The organism is Micromonospora sp. LZ34 (assembly GCF_052981855.1).
The window spans coordinates 1-17,879 of the sequence record NZ_JBRIQN010000059.1 but is presented as its reverse complement, the minus strand read 5'-3'; the positions used below and the strand labels follow the sequence as shown (position 1 = coordinate 17,879).

Sequence of the window (17,879 nt, the reverse complement as noted above, 5' to 3'; positions counted from 1 at the left end):
CGTGCCTGGGCAGTACAGCTAGATGCGGTGCCCGACAAGAGCGGGGGCACCGGGGTGGTGACCAAGGCTTGACCGGGCTTACGCGCACCGCTGGCGCTCGATGCAGAGTCATCGGACCTTTTGCGGGGTGACTCCTCGCTGGCTCTTGCAACGCATCGGCACCTCGTCTATACAACTAGGCAACAGATCCGATGTTTAATCGGAAGGTGTGAAGTTGAAGTTACTTCGAGTGGGGGCGGTCGGCCAGGAGCGTCCAGCGGCGCTCACCCCGCATGGTCGACTGGTGGACCTTTCCGGCCTGGTGAACGAGATTGATGGGGCCTTCCTCGCCGGAGATGGTGTCGAGAAGGCTCGCGTCGCGATTGCGGCCGACGAACTGCCAGTGGTGGCCGACCCGGCTGTGCGGCTCGGCGCCCCGGTCGCCCGCCCGGGCAAGATCGTGTGCGTTGGGCTGAACTATTCAGATCATGCGGCGGAGACTGGTCAGGAACCGCCAGCCGAGCCGATCCTGTTCATGAAGGCACCGAACGCGGTGGTCGGACCCAACGACCAGGTGCTGATCCCGCGAGGCAGTGTGAAGACCGACTGGGAGGTCGAGCTCGCGGTCGCACCGCGCGTTACGTGGAGAGCGACTCTGCGGCGCTCGACTGCGTCGCGGGCTACGCCATCTCCAACGACCTATCCGAACGCGGGTTTCAGCTCGAACGCGGCGGTCAATGGGACAAGGGCAAGTCCTGCGAAACCTTCAACCCGCTGGGACCGTGGCTCGTCACCCCCGATGAGGTTCCCGACCCGCAGCAGCTGGGTTTGCGCTTGAGCGTCAACGGCACGCGCCGCCAGGACGGCAGCACTAAGAACATGATCTTCGGAGTTGCCGAGATCGTCCGCCATGTCAGCCAGTTCATGGTGCTCGAACCTGGCGATTTGATCAACACCGGAACACCGGCCGGAGTGGCCTTGGGGCTGCCGGAGCCGAAACCTTACCTACGGGCCGGTGACGTGGTCGAGGTCGAGATCGATGGTCTGGGCACGCAGCGGCTGACGGTGGGGCAGGCGTCATGACCTCGCGGATCACCAACCTTCGGACGTACGACATCCGGTTCCCCACCTCTCGCCAGCATGACGGGTCGGACGCGATGAACACCGACCCCGACTATTCGGCCGCCTACGTCATCATCGAGACGGACGACCCGGACGGATACGAGGGCCACGGGTTCGCCTTCACTATTGGGCGCGGCAACGACATCCAGAGCACTGCAATCTCCGCGCTCGAGCCGTACGTGGTCGGACGTTCCTTGGCCGCTACGCTCGACGATCTCGGCGGCATCTGGCGTGAGATGGTGCACGACTCGCAGCTGCGCTGGCTCGGCCCGGAGAAGGGCGTTATGCACATGGCGATCTCCGCGGTGGTCAACGCGCTGTGGGACCTGTACGCCAAGCGCGCGGGCAAGCCACTTTGGAAACTGCTCGCCGACTTCATGCCGGAGCAGATCATCGACCTGGTCGATTTCCGCTATCTCTCGGACGCGCTGGCCCCCGGGGAAGCGCTGGAGATCCTCCGTCGCGCAGCGCCCGGCAAGGCCGAGCGCGAGGCACACCTGCTCGCGCACGGCTACCCCGGCTACACCACTACGCCAGGCTGGCTGGGGTACGACGATGCCAAGCTCGCCCGACTCTGCAAGGACGCTGTAGCTGAGGGCTTTACCCACATCAAGCTGAAGGTCGGTGCCAACCTCGCCGACGACGTACGGAGGTTGGCGATCGCGCGAGACGCCGTCGGTCCGGATGTCCGCATTGCTATCGACGCCAATCAGCGATGGGACGTCGGGGAGGCGATCGCCTGGGTTCGCGAATTGTCCCAATTCAACCCTTGGTGGGTGGAGGAACCCACCAGCCCCGATGATGTGCTCGGCCACGCCACCATCGCCCGGGCGATCTCGCCCGTGAAGGTGGCGACCGGGGAGCATGTGCAGAACCGGGTGATCTTCAAGCAACTCCTGCAGACGGGCGGGATCTCCTACCTGCAACTGGATGCCGCGCGGGTGGCGGGGGTCAACGAGAACATCGCGATCTTGCTGATGGCCGCGAAGTTCGGGGTGCCCGTGTGCCCGCATGCCGGCGGCGTCGGCCTCTGCGAGCTGGTGCAGCATCTGTCGATGTTCGACTACGTAGCGGTGTCGGGCTCCATGGAGAACCGGGTCATCGAGTTCGTCGACCATCTGCACGAACACTTCGTCTACCCGGTAGTCATTCGCGACGGCAAGTACGTCGCCCCGACCTCACCAGGGTTCAGCGCCACGCTCCAGGCCCGGACTCTGGCCGACTACGCGTACCCAGACGGGCCCGTGTGGACGGAGGTGCGGACGGTATGAGCGCCGAGTTCGCCAGCCTGTGCGCCGTGGTGACCGGGGGCGGCTCCGGGATTGGTCTCGCCACCGCCCGGCTGCTCGCCGAGCGAGGTGCCGCCGTCGCCTGCCTCGACCTGGACCCGTCCGGCGTGCCGGCCCCGCTGGTCGGCGTCGGCTGCGACGTCACCGACCCGGACTCGGTGACCCGGGCGGTCACCGCCGCTGCGCGGCGCCTCGGCGGGATCGACGTGCTGGTCAACAACGCCGGCACGGGGGCGCAGGGCACCGTCGAGGCGAACGCCGACGACGAGTGGCACCAAGTCTTCGACGTCAACGTGGTGGGCATCGTCCGGGTCACCCGGGCGGCCCTGCCCCACCTGCGGGCGTCGGCCCACGCGGCGGTCGTCAACACCTGCTCGATCGCAGCGACCGCCGGCCTACCTAACCGGGCACTCTACAGCGCGACGAAGGGGGCCGTGCAGGCGTTGACCCTCGCCATGGCCGCTGACCACGTCGCCGAGAGGATCCGAGTCAACTGCGTCAACCCCGGCACCGTCGATACCCCCTGGGTCCGCCGCCTGCTCGACGCGGCTGTCGACCCAGCCGCCGAGCTTGGTGCCCTGCGCGCGCGGCAGCCCATCGGGCGGCTGGTCTCCGCCGCCGAGGTCGCCGCAGCGATCGCCTACCTGGCCAGCCCGCTGGCCGCATCCACCACGGGGACCGTGCTCGCCGTCGACGGCGGCATGCACGGGCTCCGCCTCCGGCAGGCCGCCACAACGGCCGCAGATCGCAAAAACCCGTCCCTGCCGGTGATTCGAGGAAACCCATGACTATCGATGTGACCGCCCGAGGAGTGCTCGGTTGTCCATGGCCGTGTTGCTCGTCGCCTCCACGTCGGCTTGCAGCAAGGACTCCGCCGAACCCGCCGCTTCGGGCGGAGGCGGTATCGGCTCGGTCGGCGTCGACCTCCCGCGCGCCGACTCCGACTTCTGGAACGCGTACGCCAGCTACGTCCCGAGCAAGGCTGGTGAGGTCGGCGTCGAGCTGGTCGGGCAGACCAATTCGCAGAACGATGTCCAGAAGCTCATCAGCAACGTCGACAGCCTGGTCACCCAGGGCGCGATCGCGATGGCTCCGCAGGACACCGGCGCGGTCGGTCCGAAGCTCGACGAGTTGGCCCAGAAGAACATCCCTGTGGTCAGCGTCGACACCCGGCCGGACAGGGGCAAGGTCTACATGGTCGTCCGCGCCGATAACCGTGCGTACGGCACGAAGGCCTGTGAGTTTCTCGGCGAGAAGCTCGGCGGCAAGGGCAAGGTGATCGAGTTCCAGGGGGCGCTGTCGTCGATCAACGGGCGGGACCGGTCCGAGGCGTTCAAGCAGTGCATGACCGAGAAGTTTCCCGCTATCACCGTGTTCGAGGAGCCGACCGAGTGGGAGGGGAGCAAGGCGCGCAGGCGGCCCTGGAGACCCGACTGTCCACCGACCCGGATATCAAGGGCGTGTACATGCAGGCCGGCGGTGTCTTCCTCGACCCGACCCTGCAGGTGATTAAGCAGCGCAAGCTGCTCTTCCCGCCGGGCGATCCCCGGCACATCTTCATCGTCTCGAATGACGGCATCCCCCAGGAACTGGAGGCGATCCGCAAGGGCGAGATCGACGCGACGGTGTCCCAGCCGGCAGACGCCTACGCGCAGTGCGGCCTGTACTGGGCCAAGCAGGCGATGGCGGGCGTGTTGCCGAAGGAGGGCCTGACTGACCACGGCAGCACCGTGATCAAGCTCCCGAACGGCTACGAGGACCAGCTGCTGGCGCCGCTGGTCGCCAAGGACAACGTCGATGCCCCCGCCCTCTGGGGCAACAAGAAGTAGAGCGGGATCGGTGCGGCGCCGAGCGGCCTGCGGGCCGGCGGCGCCGCACGGTCCAGCGGTGGGAACCGGAGGGATTGTGTGATGGTCGACGATGAGTCCAGACCTGTGGTCGAGGCGACCGGTATCGCCAAGCGGTTCGGCCCGACCGTGGCGCTCGTCGACGGTAATCTGGCCGTGCTGCCCGGCGAGACGCACGCGCTCGTCGGCCGCAACGGTGCCGGCAAGTCCACGTTGGTGGGCGTCCTGACCGGGCTGCTCAAGCCGGACGCCGGCCAGGTCCGCTTCGCGGGCCAGCCGGCACCGCCGCTGGGCGACCGTGTCGCCTGGCGCCAGCACGTGGCCTGCGTCTACCAGAAGCCGTCGGTGGTCGGCGAGTTGTCGGTCGCGGAGAACCTCTTCCTCAACCGGCAGCCACGCGGCCGGTTTGGTCTGCTGTCCCAGTCGCGGCTGCGGCGGGCCGCAACGGACCTTCTGGAGTCGTGGTCGGTGCTGGTCGACCTGGACACGCCGGCTAAGGAACTGACCGTTGAGCAGCGACAGCTGGTGGAGATTGCCGGGGCGCTGTCGCACGGCGCGCGGTTCGTCATCCTCGACGAGCCGACCGCGCAGCTGGAGGCCCGGGCCATCGCGCGGCTCTTCGACCGCCTCACCCGCCTGCAACGGCAGGGCGTGACGTTCCTGTTCATCTCCCATCACCTGCCGGAGATCTACGAGATCTGCCAGCGGGCGACGGTGTTCCGCGACGCCCGGCACATCGTGACCGCGCCGGTGGCGGAGCTGGACCATGCCAAGCTCGTCGAGGCGATGATCGGTGACGCGCGGGGGCTGGTGCAGGTCGGGCAGGACCGGCCGCCGGTGCCGGACGAGGCTGAGCCGGTGCTCACCCTCGACGGCGTCGGGGTGCCCGGCTTCACCGGGCCGGTCAACCTGATCGTCGGGCGGGGCGAGATCGTCGGGGTGGCCGGGTCCGCCGCGAGTGGCAAGCGGGAGCTCGCCGAGGCGGTGGTGGGGCTGCGCCCGCGTACCGGCCAGATCCGGGTCGCGGGCAGCGCCGTGAAGCCGGCCAGCGTCCCGGCTGCGCTGCGTGCCGGCATCGGGTACCTGCCGACGGACCGGAATGCCGACGGCTTCGTTCCCGGGCTCTCGGTGGGGGAGAACGCCACGATGACGGTCGCGGATCGGCTCGGCCCGGCCGGCATGGTGCTGCCGAAGCGGCGCGACGCTCAAGGCCGCAAGGCGATCGCGGATTTCGACGTTCACACCGCCGGCCCACACCAGCCGGTCGGTGAGCTGTCCGGGGGCAACGCGCAGAAGGTGGTGATGGCCCGGGCGCTGGCCCGCGACCCCCGGGTCTTGGTGCTGGTGCATCCGACGGTCGGGGTGGACGTGAGGTCGAAGGAGTCCCTGCTCGGCGTGGTGGACGCGGAGACCCGGGGCGGTCGGGGGGCCCTGCTGGTCTCCGACGAACTGGACGACCTGCGGGTGTGTGACCGGGTGGTGGTGATGGTGGCCAGTCGCGTTGTCGCCGAGCACCGCCGCGGCTGGGACGAGGCTGCGGTGGTGGCCGAGATTGAAGGGATCGGTGAGAAGCATGTCTGAGATACTTGCGGTCGGCGCCCGGGAGTCGCCGCCGCGACCGCCCAAGCCCACCCGTCCGCCGATCAACCGGCTGCGGCTGGCGCGGCTGCGCGATTTGGCCCTGGTCCCACCGATCATCGCGTTGCTGATCTACGGTTACACGCTCAAGCCGGACGTGTTCCTCACCAAGGCGTACCTGGTCGACACAGTGCTGAAGTACCAGACCGAGCTGGCGCTGGTGGTGCTGGCGGAGGCGCTGGTGCTGATCGTCGGCAAGTTCGACCTGTCGCTGGAGTCGATCGTCGGCATAGCACCGGCGGTGGCGATCTTTCTCGTGGTCGGCCAGACGTCGATGCTCGGCGTGGCGTGGCCGACCTGGACGGTGCTGCCGGTGGCGCTCGTGTTCGGCGCGCTGATCGGGGTGTTCAACGGGCTCCTGGTCGTGCGGTTCAAGCTCTCCGCGTTCATCGTCACGCTGGCGATGCTGATCGCGTTGCGGGGCCTGCAACTGGCAATCGTCGGCGGCGCCACCATCTCTAACCTGGCCAACCGGATCCCGACCATCGACAACCTGGGCAGTCTGCGCATCCTCACCGTCCCGTTGTCGATCTGGATCGTTGTCGTGGCCTTCGCCGTCGGCGTCGTCGTGCTCGGCTACACCCGGTTCGGGCGCTCGCTGTACGCCGTCGGCGGCAACCCGGACGCCGCGCGGGCCGCCGGCATCCGCGTCGAGCGGACGATTTGGGTGACGTTCATCGTCGCTGGCGCGCTCGCCGCCCTGGCTGGGCTGATGCTGTCGGCTCGGCTCGGTGGCCGCCAGCCAGGGCAGCGGGATGATCTTCACCGTGTTCGCCGCGGCGGTGATCGGTGGGATAAGCCTCGACGGCGGCAAAGGCTCGCTGGTCGGCGCCCTCACCGGCGTCGTGCTGCTCGGCCTGATCCAGAACGTGCTCACCCTGGCCCAGGTCAGACCCGACCAGATCCAGGCGGTCAACGGGCTGGTGATCCTGGTGGCGCTACGGTGTGGGGGCTGGGTTGAGGACTGAGCGGCTCGGCCGGTCACGGGTACGGGTGACGGCACTCGGATTCGGCGGAGCCGGAATCGGTAACCTGCTTCGGGCAGTGGACGACGAGACGGCCTGCCGTGCGGTCGACGCCGCGTGGCAGGCCGGGATCCGCTTCTTCGACACCTCCCCGCACTACGGCCTAGGGCTCTCGGAACGCCGGCTCGGTGCCGCCCTGAGCGCCCGCCCCCGCGACGAGTTCGCCGTCGCCACCAAGGTCGGTCGGCTGCTGGTGCCCACCCCGGAGACCGCGTACCGGACCGACGAGGCTGCCGGTTTCGACGTGCCGGCCGACCACACCCGACGGTGGGACTTCAGCGCCGACGGCGTACACCGATCGCTGGAGTCGAGCCTGGCCCGGCTGCGGCTGGATCGGGTCGATGTCGTGCTGATCCACGACCCCGACGAGCACTGGCGTCAAGCCGTCGAGGAGGCGTACCCGGCGCTGCACGACCTGCGTAGTCAGGGCGTCGTGGGTGCCATTGGCGTCGGCATGAACCAGTGGCAGATGCTGGAGCGGTTCGTCACCGAGACCGACATCGACGCCGTCCTGCTCGCCGGGCGGTACACGCTGCTGGACCAGTCGGCGGCACAGAGCCTTCTGCCCCGCTGCCTGGACCGCGGGGTGTCCGTGCTCGCCGCCGGCGTGTTCAACAGCGGGGTGCTCGCCACCGAGGAACCGGGCCGTACATACGACTACCGTCCGATCCCGGACGCGCTCTACGTCCGGGCCATTCGCATCGCCGAGGTCTGCAATTCCTACGGGGTGCCGCTGCCCCAGGCGGCGATGAGGTTCACCGCAGGGCATCCGGCGGTCGCGTCCCTGGTGGTCGGCGCGCAGACCGCCGAGCACGTCACCCTTAATGTCGAACTCGCCGGTGCGCCGGTTCCGGACGCGCTCTGGCGTGACCTCGCCGCCGAAGGACTGGTCCAACTATGATCGTCGACGCCCACCACCACCTGTGGGATCCCGCCGCCAGGACGTACCCGTGGCTGGCGGACGACGCCGTCGCCCCGATCCGCCGCCGCTACACCCTGGGCGACCTGCGTGCCGTGGCAGCTGATCGGGTCACCGCGACCGTTCTCGTGCAGACGCTGCCGTCGGTGGCCGAGACCGAGGAGTTCCTGGACATCGCGCGGGCAAGTGGGGGGCTGGTGGCCGGAGTCGTCGGTTGGCTCGACCTGACCCGCCCCGACGCGGGCGACGAGATCGACCGGCTGCGCTCCGGTCCACTCGTCGGCGTACGCCACCAGGCGCAGGACGAGTCGGACCCGGACTGGCTACGGCGCGACGACGTGACCCGAGGGCTCGCCGCCGTCGGGGCGCGCGGACTGGCGTACGACCTCCTCGTCCGGGCCCCGCAGCGGCCCGCCGCGCTGGCCGTCGCCCAGCGGCTGGACGGCGTCCGGCTCGTCGTCGACCATGCGGGCAAGCCAGCCATCGCGGCGGGCGAGTGGGGGCCCTGGGCATCCTGGATCACGGCGATGGCGCGGTGCGACGGTGTCGTGTGCAAGCTGTCCGGATTGATCACGGAGGCGGTCTGGGACGACTGGGACACGACGCGGATCCGGCCGTACGCCGACCATGTGCTCTCCGCGTTCGGCGCCGACCGGGTGCTATTTGGCTCGGACTGGCCGGTGTGCGAGCTGGCGGGCCGCTACCACGACGTGCTCACGCTCACCGACGAGCTGCTGGCTCGGTGCACCGTAGCCGAGCGGGCGGCCGTGCTGGGTGACACCGCACGCCGCGTCTACGCCCTGTCGTGACCGCACGAGCCACGCCGTCGGCGGCTCCCGCGCCTCGACCTACCGGCTGAACGAAAGGGGCTGACCATGCGAATCGCCCTCTTCATCACCTGCGTGAACGACACCCAGGGCGCGGAACGGTTCGCGGGCGATGTAGCGCTTGAGGCATCTGCGGATTTCGGGTGTGGTCTTGCCTTCGGCGTGGCGCCGTTCGACGTACTCGCGGGTGCGTGGGCAGGTGATCATGCGGCTGTGGGCGATGGTGTGCACGGCTCGGTTGAGCGCGGTCGCCGCCGCGGTTGAGTCGCCAGCGGATGGTCTTGCCGCTGCTGGCGGGGATGGGGCTGGCGCCGGCCAGGCAGGCGAAGGCGCCGTCGTTGCGGCACCGGCCGGGGTGGGAGAACGACACGATCGCCTGTGCGGCGCTGACTGGTCCGATCCCACGTCGGCCCAACAGGGCTGGGGCGATCTGGTGGACCAACTCGGTCAGCTGGCGTCCGTTGTCGGCCCGCTCAACGTCTGCGTGCCGGATCGCGCGGGCCAGCCGCCGAATTTCGGCTCGGCGTACCTGTTCGTCCCGGCCGTCGCTGCGGCGGGTGTGGCGGCGGGCGAGGGTATCGAGCCGAGCAACGGTGAGCGCGCCGCGGGCGAACTGTCGGTCGCTGTCGTCGCCGGTGAGCAACAGGGCACGTAGTCGGTTGGCCTGCGGGTGCGGGTGGTGGTCAGCTCATCGCGGGCATCCAGCAGGATCCGCAGCGCTTCCTGGTCCCCATCGGCGCGGGGCGTCGGCAGCCGGTCGATATCCAGGCGTAGCGCAGCCAGAACCGCCAACCCGGCGTCGATCTGGTCGGTCTTGCCCTTGCCGCGACGGCGGTTGTCCCGCACCGGTCGGACGATCTCGACCACGGGTTGCCCGGCCGCGCGCAACGCCCGGGCCAGTCCGATGCCGTAGGAGCGGGCGCCTTCCACGGCGAAGAACACTCGTGGGCCTGGCGTCCACCGCGAGGCCCATGCGATCGCCTGCGCGTCTCCGGCTGTGTCGTTGCTGATTGCGAGTTCGGCGATGGGTCGCCGTTGGGGTGCGCGATCTGCAGCGCGTGCGTGTCGCGGTGGGTGTCAAACGCCGATGACGGCGTCGGCAACCTCTGCCAGCATAGGCATTGGGCCTCGGTCTCCTTCCAGACCCGGGGTCGAGGGTCGGCACCGGTCTGGATGGGATCACCAAGCGGCAACTCTGTGATGGGTCACGCGCAGCCACGCGCACAGGCTTCTGATCAGGACAGCTGGTGGGCCAGACCGGTGCCGGCGCCCTGAGGACGGGTCCCAAACGAGGGCACGCAAAGCGGCCAGAGTTCTTACGAGTCACCCAAGACGCCGAACACCGATCATGGCAGCAACCCCATCCAGGAGCGCCACCACACCCTCACAGAGCTCGTAAGCAACCCGTCACCGCTGACACCCGGTCAGTGCTACCGGATCACGTGGTGCACGCTGCCGCAGGACGACCTGTTCAAGGGTGGCCACCGGCTTGGCCTGGCCCTGCTCGGCGCCCACTCCGACTTCGTGTACGACAAGCCGGGCACCGGCGCCGCGGTCACCGTGGACCTGACCCACTCCGGGATTAACCTCCCATTGTCGGGCAAGAGCATCCCCGCGTTCGGACCGCACGGCGGCTGGCAGGGCCCGAAGGAGGCCGCCCCGCTGCGGCAGCCGCTCGGCCCTGAGGTGGGCAGCGACGCTCACGCCAGGAGGCGGCCGGCCGACACGGCCCGCCTCCTGGCGCATCACCGCGGCTCCGCACGGGGACGACCATGCGTCCCCGCGCGGAGGCGGTCAGGCCGCCGGCCGGTCAGGCGTCGGCGATCGGGCTGGTACCCAGGCGGACGTTGTCGATCGCCCAGTACCAGTTGTTGCCAGCATTGAAGATCCGGAAGTTGACCTTCGCCGACGTGGCCCCAGCCGGGACGGGGCAGGAGAGCCGGACGAGCCGGTTCTCCTGGTCCTGGCCCTGGTTGGTGTTCCCGGAGGTGGCGCTGCTGTAGTGCAGCAGCTGGACCTTGTCGCCGGTGTCGAACTGGACGGTGACCTCGGCCTCCTGCGGGCTCTCCTGACGGTAGTGGGAGTCGAAGCCCAGGTAGAGGGTGGAGGTGCCGGACGGGATGGCCACTGCCGGGGTGGTCAGGGTCGAGTCGAACCGGCCGTGGCCGGACGGGCTGCCGGTGTCGTCCCAGTCGTCGGGGTCGGCGACCGCGACGACGCCGAGGGACCGGCTGAAGTTGGGGCGGTTTTGCCCGCCGGGGAACCAGTACTGCTTGGACAGGAAGGTCCAGCCCTGCAGCTCCCGGGTGCCCTGCGGCATGGCCGGCGCGTTGGTGACCGTCCAGCCCTCGGGGGTGGTCCGGGTCCAGCCGAGCAGGCCGGGCCGGCTGAGGTCGGCCGCCGGGGCGAGCGCGGGGACGACGGACTCGAAGTCCTCCGCGAGCAGGTAGCCGGTCATGACGGGCCCGGTCTTGGCGGACAGGGATGCGGTTGCCTGCTGGACGCTGCCGCTCAGATTCGCCGTGACGGTCGCCTTGAGGCTGCCGGAGGCGCGCGCCGCCGAGGCGGGCGCGACGACGTCCCACTCCAGGCGGGCGGAGGAGCGGGCCGGAACGGCCGCCGGCGCGTCGCCCCTGGGGGTGGCGGTCCAGCCCGTCGGGAGGGCCAGCGTGGCGGCCAGACTGGTAAGCGGGGTGCCGCCGGCATTGGCGACGGTGGCGGTCACGGTGACCGGCCTGCCCGGCGAGATCACAGTGCCGTCGGTGCCCGGCGAGCTCGCCGGACCGGTCAGCGAGACGCTCATCGCAGGGGCGACCCGGGAGTGGACGCGTGCGTCGGCGAGCCTCAGCAGGCCGTTGCCGTCGCCGTGGGCGGCGACCACCAGGCTGCCTGCGGTGGCGTTCGGGGCAGGCGTGACGGTGAACCGCACATCGGCCGAGTCCCCGGCGGCGACCACCGTCGGCGCTGCGGCGGTCCGCTCGACCGTCCAGCCGGAGGGGGCGAGCAAGGCGACCGAGAGCTGGTCGAGCTTGGCGTCGGCCTGGTTCCGCACGGTGACGACGACATCGGCCGGGTTACCCTGCGCGAACGGCGTGTCCAGGGAGGGCAGCGGCTCCGGCAGGGTAATCGTCGCGGCCAGCGCCGGGGCGGTACCGGTCGCCGGGTCGGTGACGCCGGGCCTGCCGTCGGCCAGGCGTCCGGTCATCCGGCGCAGGAACGCCGGATCCCCCTGGTCAACGACCACGATGTCGTACCAGCCGTGGCCGGGAAGGTGGATCGGCACGGTCTGGGTCTCGCCGGGTGCGAGGGTGACGGTCTGGACATGGTCACCGGGGTTGCGCGGGTAGACTGACTCGCCGACGAGGAGCGTGCGGGTGGCGGTGGAGGGGTTGGCGCAGTGGACCTTCACCTGGCCGGGGACGGCCTGCTCGACCAGGTACGCCTCAGCGCCCACACCGGTGCCGCGCAGCTCCCAGACGGACCAGCCGGGGCCACTGACCTGCAGGTCGTAGCCGTCGGCGCCGTACCCGACCGTGTTGTCGGCGGTCCCGCCCGCGGAGACGGTCCACGTGCGCGGGGCGGTGCCGTCGCCGGGGTAGGCGGTGAACGTTGCGGCGGTGGTGCCCGCGTTGTCGAGCCGGAGGCGGACGCCGGAGCCAGTGACGTCGGCCCGCAGGGACAGCCGGTACGGAGAGGGGCGCGTCGGGCGGGTGCCGGGTTCCTGCTCCGGGAGCGACTGGTTCTTTGGCGGTACGGGGTTCCAGCGGCCGACCTTCGACGGCACCGGGCCGGGCTGCTCCAGCTTGGGCTGCGCGTATCCGCGGTTGAAGTCGAAGGCGGAGGTCAGGTCGCCGAACACGCTGCGGCGCCAGGCGCTGATGTTGGGCTCCTGGACACCGGTCCACTTCTCCAGGAACCGGATGACCGAGGTGTGGTCGAACGCCTCCGAGCAGACGAAGCCGCCCACTGTCCACGGCGAGACGACCGTCATCGGCACCCGTGGGCCGGGGCCGACCGGGAGGCCGTTGAACCAGTCGTCGCTGTTGCCGGAGTCCGGCCGGGGCTCGACCGGGGCGGGCACGTGGTCGAAGTAGCCGTCGTTCTCGTCGAAGTTGATGAACAAAGCCGTTTTCGACCAGGTCTTCGGGTCGCTTGCGATGGCGTCGAGGAGGTCGTAGATGAGGTTGGCGCTGCCGACCGGGGTGGAGGTGCTGGGGTGCTCGGAGAGCGCTGCCGTCGGAACCAGCCAACTCACCTTCGGCAGCGTGCCGTTCTTGATGTCGGACCGGATCCGCTGGACGAGGGTATTCGGCTCGGAGCGGTAGGCACCCCGCATGAACAGGCGGCGTTCCGCCTCGGTCAGCGAGTCGACACCCTGCTGGAACTGGGCCAGCGTGGCCTTCTGCTGGTCCGCGGTCTTGCCCCGCAGGCCGTCGTAGAACTGCTCGGTGGTGGAGTACTGGCCGCTGACCTTGGAGAGGATCTTCCGGCCGATCTCCTTCCAGGGCCGGAAGTACTCCACCGCATTGTCGGTGAAGTTGTCCCACTCCTGGTAGATCTGCCAGGAGACGCCGGCGGCCTCCAGGCGCTCGGGGTATGTCGTCCAGTCATAGCCCGCGTGGGTGTACGAGTACGCGGCGTTGGTGACAGCCCGGTTGACGCCGCCCGGCTCGTAGCCGGTCGTGCCGGTCCACAGGTAGTTGCGGTTGGGGTTGGTCGAGCCGTAGACCGAACAGAAGTAGGCGTCGCAGATGGTGAAACGGTCGGCCAGTTCGTACTGGAGCGGGATGTCGCGCCGGTCGTAGAAGGCCATGGTGCTCTGGCCCTTGGCCGCGACCCAGTCGTTCCACCAGCCGTTCGCCCGGGCCCGGTTGGCGTCGGAGAAGCCGTGCGGGAGCGCGCCCAGATACTGGATATCGCTCTCGGGGCGGCCGGCGTCGACCGCCGCCTGCCGGGCCGAGAACGGCAGGACTGTGCCACCGCCGGACCGAGGCTGCTCGAAGGCGGTGGCCCCGGTGGGCAGACGCAGCGGCGTACGGTCGCCGAAGCCGCGCACGCCCTTGAGGGTGCCGTAGTAGTGGTCGAAGGAACGGTTCTCCTGCATCAGGATGACGACATGTTCAATCGCATCCATACCACCAGGAGGCAGCGGCGCGGCCATCGCCTTCAGCAGTGACGGGGGCAGAAAAGAGAGCGCGGTGCCACCGGCAATGGCGCCGAGAAGCCTGCGGCGAGAGATATCAGACATGGTGCGGAGACTAGGTCGCTCCCTTAGCACAAGACAACCCTTGAGAGCCTGGTAAATAAGGCTGCCGCGCAAGCCTGGTGCGAGGGCTGTCCAGCTACACGTGTTGCCTGACCATCTGACAAGTCCATTGCATCCTGCTGAGTCTTGCACCTGAGTCGACCCTCAGGTAAAACGGGAGGCCAACTCCAATGAACACCTTTCCATTCCCTCCAAAGGGAGACCGACAGCAATCGCTTCCACGAAGATCGGCTACCGAAGCAGGGCGGTCTAATACTGCAACGACAGTGGGCGAATCGAGTTCGACTCGCGTTCGTTGGCTTGCCTGTGATGTTGGCCGGTGGCATGGGGAGTTGGACCGGTTGCACGCGCGGATCGCCCTCGGCTTTGCCGGTCGGAACTGCGGCGGCGGGTGCGGCAAACCTGTGCGGGGCTCGTCTCAGGCCTGGGCCGCAAGAACGGCTGGACCCTGGCGGAGCAGGCCGGGGACGTGCCGCCGGACGGGATGCAGCGGCTGTTGCGGTGGGCCGACTGGGACGATGTGCGGGACTACGTCGTCGAGCACCTCGGCGACCCGGCCGGTGTGCTGATCGTCGACGGCACCGGCTTCCTGAAGAAGGGCACGCGGTCGGCCGGGGTGTAACGCCAGTACTCCGGGACCGCCGGTCGGACGGAGAACTGCCGGCTCGGGGTGTTCCTCGCCTACCGCTCCAGCAAGGGCCACGCGCTGATCGACCGGCAGGTCTGCCGCCCGATGTCGTGGACCGAGGACCGGGACCGGTGCCAGGCCGCCGGGATCCCGGACGAGGTGGAGTTCGCCACGAAGGTGCAGATGGCCCGCACCATGCTCGCCCGCGCCCTCGATAACCGGGTGCCGGTCGGGTGGGTGACGATGGACGAGGCGTACGGACAGTCGAAGTCGCTGCGGCTGTGGTTGGAAGACCGGGATGTGGCTGATGTGGTCGCGACCCGCCGCAACGACGACATGATCACCACCACGATGGGCATCACCCGCGCGGCCTGGGTCCACAGCGCCTGCCAGCGCCGTCGACGTCGACAGCGCTGTCCAGGCCGACGCCGGGCATGGCGGCGAGCTAATCGTCCGGCGTCACGCGAGCCGCCCGGCGACCAGGTGGCCAGCGAGGATGCGGTGCAGCTCCATGAGGTTCGTCCACGCCGCGCGTAAGGTCTGGTCACCCTGTCCGGTGAGGTCGGTGTGCGAGTGGTGGTGCCAGCAGCCGGCGGTGACGTCGAGGCTCTTGTTGCTGGTGAACTCGTCTTGGCCAAAGCGCCGGTGCGGGTCTCGCACCATTCTGAGGGTTGTACCGTCGCTCAGCACGACGATGCCCTGCCCTGACAGGTCGAACATCGACAACCGACGGGCCAGGTGTCGGGGTTGCTTGCGCAGGATGGTGGCGACGCTGTGCCAGGATCCGGCGTCGGTGTCGAGGGTGGTGACGCCGACGCCGACGTATTTCGCGTCGCGGGGGATGTCCGGGTCGCCACCGTTAACCATCGTCCCGTCGGGCCCGCGGGGATCCCACCGACGACCGCTCTTGGCGGCGCGCGCGATGTTGCCCTTGGCGGTGCTGGCCAGCTTGTGCAGCAGGCTGGGCAGGTCGTCGGACTCCGGGCCGGCCAGGAACAGCCGAGTTGCGATCAGCACCCGGTAGCCGTACGGCATGCTCGGGACTGGGGCGGCGTAGAACAGCACTACGCCGTGCGGGCCGAGGGCGTTGCGTTTGCCGAGCCGGTCGAACGCCTCGTGGCAGTGCTTGGAGTTGACCCGTCGAAGCCGGGAGGCAACCTGTAACCGCAGATCGATCCAGGTACGCTCGTCGGCGCTGGGAACCACGGGCTGACTCAGCGGCTCAGCGGCGGGTGGCGCCGATGGTGGTGACACGGCCGAAGGGGGATGCTGCTGAAGCCGTTGTGACGGCCGATCCCCTGGCTGCAGCGGAGGTTGACCCGGCTGGTGTCCATGACCGGGGCGTCCCGTCCTCTCCCTCGGGGCGGGCGTTGGGTGTCCGCCCGACGGTGGCCGGGCGGGCGGCCGAGCGGACCAATCGGCGGGTGCGTCTGCCGGCAAGCCGATCGAGGGCTGCTCAATATTCATGTGGTGCCGGCCTGATGCCTTCGGATATGTCATGAGTCCCCGCTTAGAACTTGAGGCCAAGTTCGTCGGGCACGGCGTGGGCATCGGGCTGGCCCCCGCTGATGCCGTCGTAAACCTCCGGACGGGCCCGCCGTAGCCAGCTCGCCCACCCTGCCCCGGCGAGGGCTGCAGCGATGATGATTACCGGCAGCAGGTACGGCGTCGGGAAGCCGGGCGCGGCACCCACTAGCGACCCCACGTTGACCACCATCGTGGCGAGGACGATCACGCCCAGGGCCAGTCCGCACAGCGGCGCGGTCACCGACGTCAACACGCCCACGCCGGACAGCAGCCGGGTGCGGGAGGCCACTGCCGCCGCCGAGGCGGCCAGCAGTAGACACAGCAGCCCAAGAGCACCCAGCGTCGATGACCAGGTGAACAGCCCGGCGACCGGGTCTGCTCCCAGGATCGCTGCGGCGGCCACGACCACCAAAGCCACGCTGGACTGGAGCAGGGACCCTCCGACCGGGGCGCTGAGCCGCGTGCCGCTGCCGGCACGGGCCAGCGCCGGCGGCAGAACCCCCTCGCGGGCCATCCCGAACGCGTACCGGGCCGCCACGTTGTGGAACGCCAGCATCGAGGCGATGATGGCGAAGATCAGCAGCATCTGCGCCAGGGGTGTCATGAACCCGCCCAGCCGCTGCTCCAATATCGAGAACGGCAGCCCGCCGGCCGGATCAGCTGACACCGCGGCAACCTGGTCCGGGCCGAGCGCGACGCCCATGGCCCACGCCGCCACGGCGTACACCACCGTCAGCACCAACACGCCGGCGAACACCGCGCGGGTCAGCCCTTGCACATCGCGGGCTTCCTCGGCAAAGGAAGCAGGGGCGTCGACGCCCATCAACGCGGCCAGGCACAGCGCGACCGCGCCGCCGACTCCGCTGACCGCTAGGCCGGACGGCGAGAACCCGTTCCAGGACAGGGCGCCGCCGGCGGAATCCGCCATCGCGGACGCCACGAACAGAACGACGATGACCAACGAGCCGGCCAGGACGGCGGCGAGCAGTGCCGTAGACACGGTGACTGCACGGACCCCTACCACCCCCACCAGCATCAGAGCCACGCCCGCCCACACCCACCAGCTGCCGCCGATCAAACCGGACAGGGTCGCGCCGAACTGCCCGTAGAGGCTGATCTGGATCGCGTTGTAGGCCACCAGCGCGACGACGCCGCCGGCCACACCCTGGCGCCGGCCCAGACCGCGGGCCAGGATGGCGTAGTACGCAGCGGGGTGCGGCACCAGCCGCGACATCGCCGTGTACCCGATCGCCAGCAGCGCCACCACGCCGCCGACCAGGAGGAACACCAGGGGAAGGCTGGTCACCCCCGTGGTGGCGTAGGTGGCCGCGATGCTGCCGACGAGCACCACCATTGGGGCCGATGCTGCCGCGCCGAACACCCACATCCCCCACGAGCTGACCGTCTTGCGTGCAAGCGCCACCTGCACGTGCATCGTCATCGCCGACGTTCCTTCGCCGTCGTGGGAGCCAGTCTGGGGCGTGAGGCGTCCGATCGCCGCCCGTGCGAGGCTAGCCTCCGCCGAAGAGACAGGACCGAGTGTCCACAGGGGACAACAAGAGCGGCCGGGCCGGTCAGGCTCAGCATGTTGGGGATTCCTCCAAAGTGCGCCCGCGCCAGGACCACGCGGCTTCCCTGGCGACTTCGCAGGGGGCCGGTTCAAAGGGTGGCAAGGGAAACTTTCCGCGCAGTCTGCGTTGGCTGCCGGAACGACGGGAAACTTCTGAGAGATGTCGGCTCTTCGAAGTTAAGCGGGGTTGAGGTGTCCGCGGTGACGTCGGGTGGTCGCGGTGCGGGTGCGTAGCCGCTGGC

At 69.4% G+C, this 17,879-nt stretch carries 12 protein-coding genes and 4 pseudogenes; 11 read left to right on the top strand and 5 right to left on the bottom strand.

The genetic code is table 11. The features are described 5' to 3' along the window. The first annotated feature begins 208 nt into the window (after positions 1-208). From ACVCAH_RS33335 to ACVCAH_RS33290, 10 genes and pseudogenes are all read left to right on the top strand, one after another. Positions 209-1,062 (top strand): annotated as a pseudogene (locus ACVCAH_RS33335) (fumarylacetoacetate hydrolase family protein). Next, positions 1,059-2,372, top strand: coding sequence for an L-fuconate dehydratase (locus ACVCAH_RS33330; RefSeq protein ID WP_447140215.1), 1,314 nt, complete (start codon positions 1,059-1,061; stop codon positions 2,370-2,372). Before ACVCAH_RS33335 ends, ACVCAH_RS33330 begins: the two are co-directional and overlap by 4 nt. Beyond that, the gene (locus ACVCAH_RS33325; RefSeq protein WP_447140214.1) at positions 2,369-3,178 is read left to right on the top strand and encodes an SDR family NAD(P)-dependent oxidoreductase; all 810 of its coding nucleotides are present in this window, start codon (positions 2,369-2,371) and stop codon (positions 3,176-3,178) included. The genes ACVCAH_RS33330 and ACVCAH_RS33325 overlap by 4 nt, the downstream gene beginning before the upstream one ends. A gap of 37 nt (positions 3,179-3,215) precedes the next feature. Then, the gene (locus tag ACVCAH_RS33320) at positions 3,216-3,899 is read left to right on the top strand and encodes a sugar ABC transporter substrate-binding protein (protein WP_447140230.1); all 684 of its coding nucleotides are present in this window, start codon (positions 3,216-3,218) and stop codon (positions 3,897-3,899) included. After that, the gene (locus ACVCAH_RS33315) at positions 3,857-4,219 is read left to right on the top strand and encodes a hypothetical protein (RefSeq protein WP_447140229.1); all 363 of its coding nucleotides are present in this window, start codon (positions 3,857-3,859) and stop codon (positions 4,217-4,219) included. Before ACVCAH_RS33320 ends, ACVCAH_RS33315 begins: the two co-directional genes overlap by 43 nt. Before the next feature lie 81 nt (positions 4,220-4,300). Beyond that, a complete protein-coding gene (locus ACVCAH_RS33310) occupies positions 4,301-5,818 on the top strand; it encodes a sugar ABC transporter ATP-binding protein (RefSeq protein WP_447140213.1) in 1,518 nt (505 codons plus the stop codon). Further along, positions 5,811-6,843 (top strand): annotated as a pseudogene (locus ACVCAH_RS33305) (ABC transporter permease). The gene ACVCAH_RS33310 and the pseudogene ACVCAH_RS33305 overlap by 8 nt, the downstream one beginning before the upstream one ends. Further along, the gene (locus tag ACVCAH_RS33300) at positions 6,821-7,801 is read left to right on the top strand and encodes an aldo/keto reductase (RefSeq protein WP_447140212.1); all 981 of its coding nucleotides are present in this window, start codon (positions 6,821-6,823) and stop codon (positions 7,799-7,801) included. Before ACVCAH_RS33305 ends, ACVCAH_RS33300 begins: the two are co-directional and overlap by 23 nt. After that, the gene (locus ACVCAH_RS33295; protein ID WP_447140211.1) at positions 7,798-8,628 is read left to right on the top strand and encodes an amidohydrolase family protein; all 831 of its coding nucleotides are present in this window, start codon (positions 7,798-7,800) and stop codon (positions 8,626-8,628) included. The genes ACVCAH_RS33300 and ACVCAH_RS33295 overlap by 4 nt, the downstream gene beginning before the upstream one ends. 66 nt (positions 8,629-8,694) lie before the next feature. Continuing rightward, complete coding sequence (locus tag ACVCAH_RS33290; protein WP_447140231.1) at positions 8,695-8,910, top strand: hypothetical protein; 216 nt, start codon at positions 8,695-8,697, stop codon at positions 8,908-8,910. A 40-nt stretch (positions 8,911-8,950) separates the two neighbouring features. On the opposite strand, the pseudogene ACVCAH_RS33285 reads toward ACVCAH_RS33290, so the two are convergent. From ACVCAH_RS33285 to ACVCAH_RS33275, 3 genes and pseudogenes are all read right to left on the bottom strand, one after another. Beyond that, positions 8,951-9,016, bottom strand: a pseudogene (locus ACVCAH_RS33285) (hypothetical protein); the annotation flags it as partial. 77 nt (positions 9,017-9,093) lie between these two features. Then, on the bottom strand, positions 9,094-9,672 hold the full coding sequence (locus tag ACVCAH_RS33280; RefSeq protein ID WP_447140228.1) for an IS110 family transposase: 579 nt from the start codon (positions 9,670-9,672) through the stop codon (positions 9,094-9,096). A gap of 784 nt (positions 9,673-10,456) precedes the next feature. Next, a complete protein-coding gene (locus ACVCAH_RS33275) occupies positions 10,457-13,894 on the bottom strand; it encodes a phosphocholine-specific phospholipase C (protein WP_447140210.1) in 3,438 nt (1,145 codons plus the stop codon). 350 nt (positions 13,895-14,244) lie between these two features. On the opposite strand from ACVCAH_RS33275, the pseudogene ACVCAH_RS33270 reads away from it, so the two are divergent. Next, a pseudogene (locus ACVCAH_RS33270) lies at positions 14,245-15,002 on the top strand (IS701 family transposase); the annotation flags it as partial. On the opposite strand, the gene ACVCAH_RS33265 reads toward ACVCAH_RS33270, so the two are convergent. Together ACVCAH_RS33265 and ACVCAH_RS33260 are read right to left on the bottom strand one after the other, a co-directional pair. Next, positions 15,000-15,746, bottom strand: coding sequence for a hypothetical protein (locus ACVCAH_RS33265; protein WP_447140209.1), 747 nt, complete (start codon positions 15,744-15,746; stop codon positions 15,000-15,002). The pseudogene ACVCAH_RS33270 and the gene ACVCAH_RS33265 sit on opposite strands and share 3 nt — an antisense overlap. 304 nt (positions 15,747-16,050) lie before the next feature. Further along, the gene (locus ACVCAH_RS33260) at positions 16,051-17,508 is read right to left on the bottom strand and encodes an APC family permease (protein WP_447140208.1); all 1,458 of its coding nucleotides are present in this window, start codon (positions 17,506-17,508) and stop codon (positions 16,051-16,053) included. Between the last annotated feature and the right edge of the window lie 371 nt (positions 17,509-17,879).

Bases quoted from the DNA above. Each gene is read 5' to 3' on its own strand.
- ACVCAH_RS33330 (WP_447140215.1), top strand. From the start codon at position 1,059: ATGACCTCGCGGATCACCAACCTTCGGACGTACGACATCCGGTTCCCC.
- ACVCAH_RS33325 (WP_447140214.1), top strand. From the start codon at position 2,369: ATGAGCGCCGAGTTCGCCAGCCTGTGCGCCGTGGTGACCGGGGGCGGC.
- ACVCAH_RS33320 (WP_447140230.1), top strand. From the start codon at position 3,216: ATGGCCGTGTTGCTCGTCGCCTCCACGTCGGCTTGCAGCAAGGACTCC.
- ACVCAH_RS33315 (WP_447140229.1), top strand. From the start codon at position 3,857: ATGCAGGCCGGCGGTGTCTTCCTCGACCCGACCCTGCAGGTGATTAAG.
- ACVCAH_RS33310 (WP_447140213.1), top strand. From the start codon at position 4,301: ATGGTCGACGATGAGTCCAGACCTGTGGTCGAGGCGACCGGTATCGCC.
- ACVCAH_RS33295 (WP_447140211.1), top strand. From the start codon at position 7,798: ATGATCGTCGACGCCCACCACCACCTGTGGGATCCCGCCGCCAGGACG.
- ACVCAH_RS33290 (WP_447140231.1), top strand. From the start codon at position 8,695: ATGCGAATCGCCCTCTTCATCACCTGCGTGAACGACACCCAGGGCGCG.
- ACVCAH_RS33275 (WP_447140210.1), bottom strand. From the start codon at position 13,894: ATGTCTGATATCTCTCGCCGCAGGCTTCTCGGCGCCATTGCCGGTGGC.
- ACVCAH_RS33260 (WP_447140208.1), bottom strand. From the start codon at position 17,508: ATGACGATGCACGTGCAGGTGGCGCTTGCACGCAAGACGGTCAGCTCG.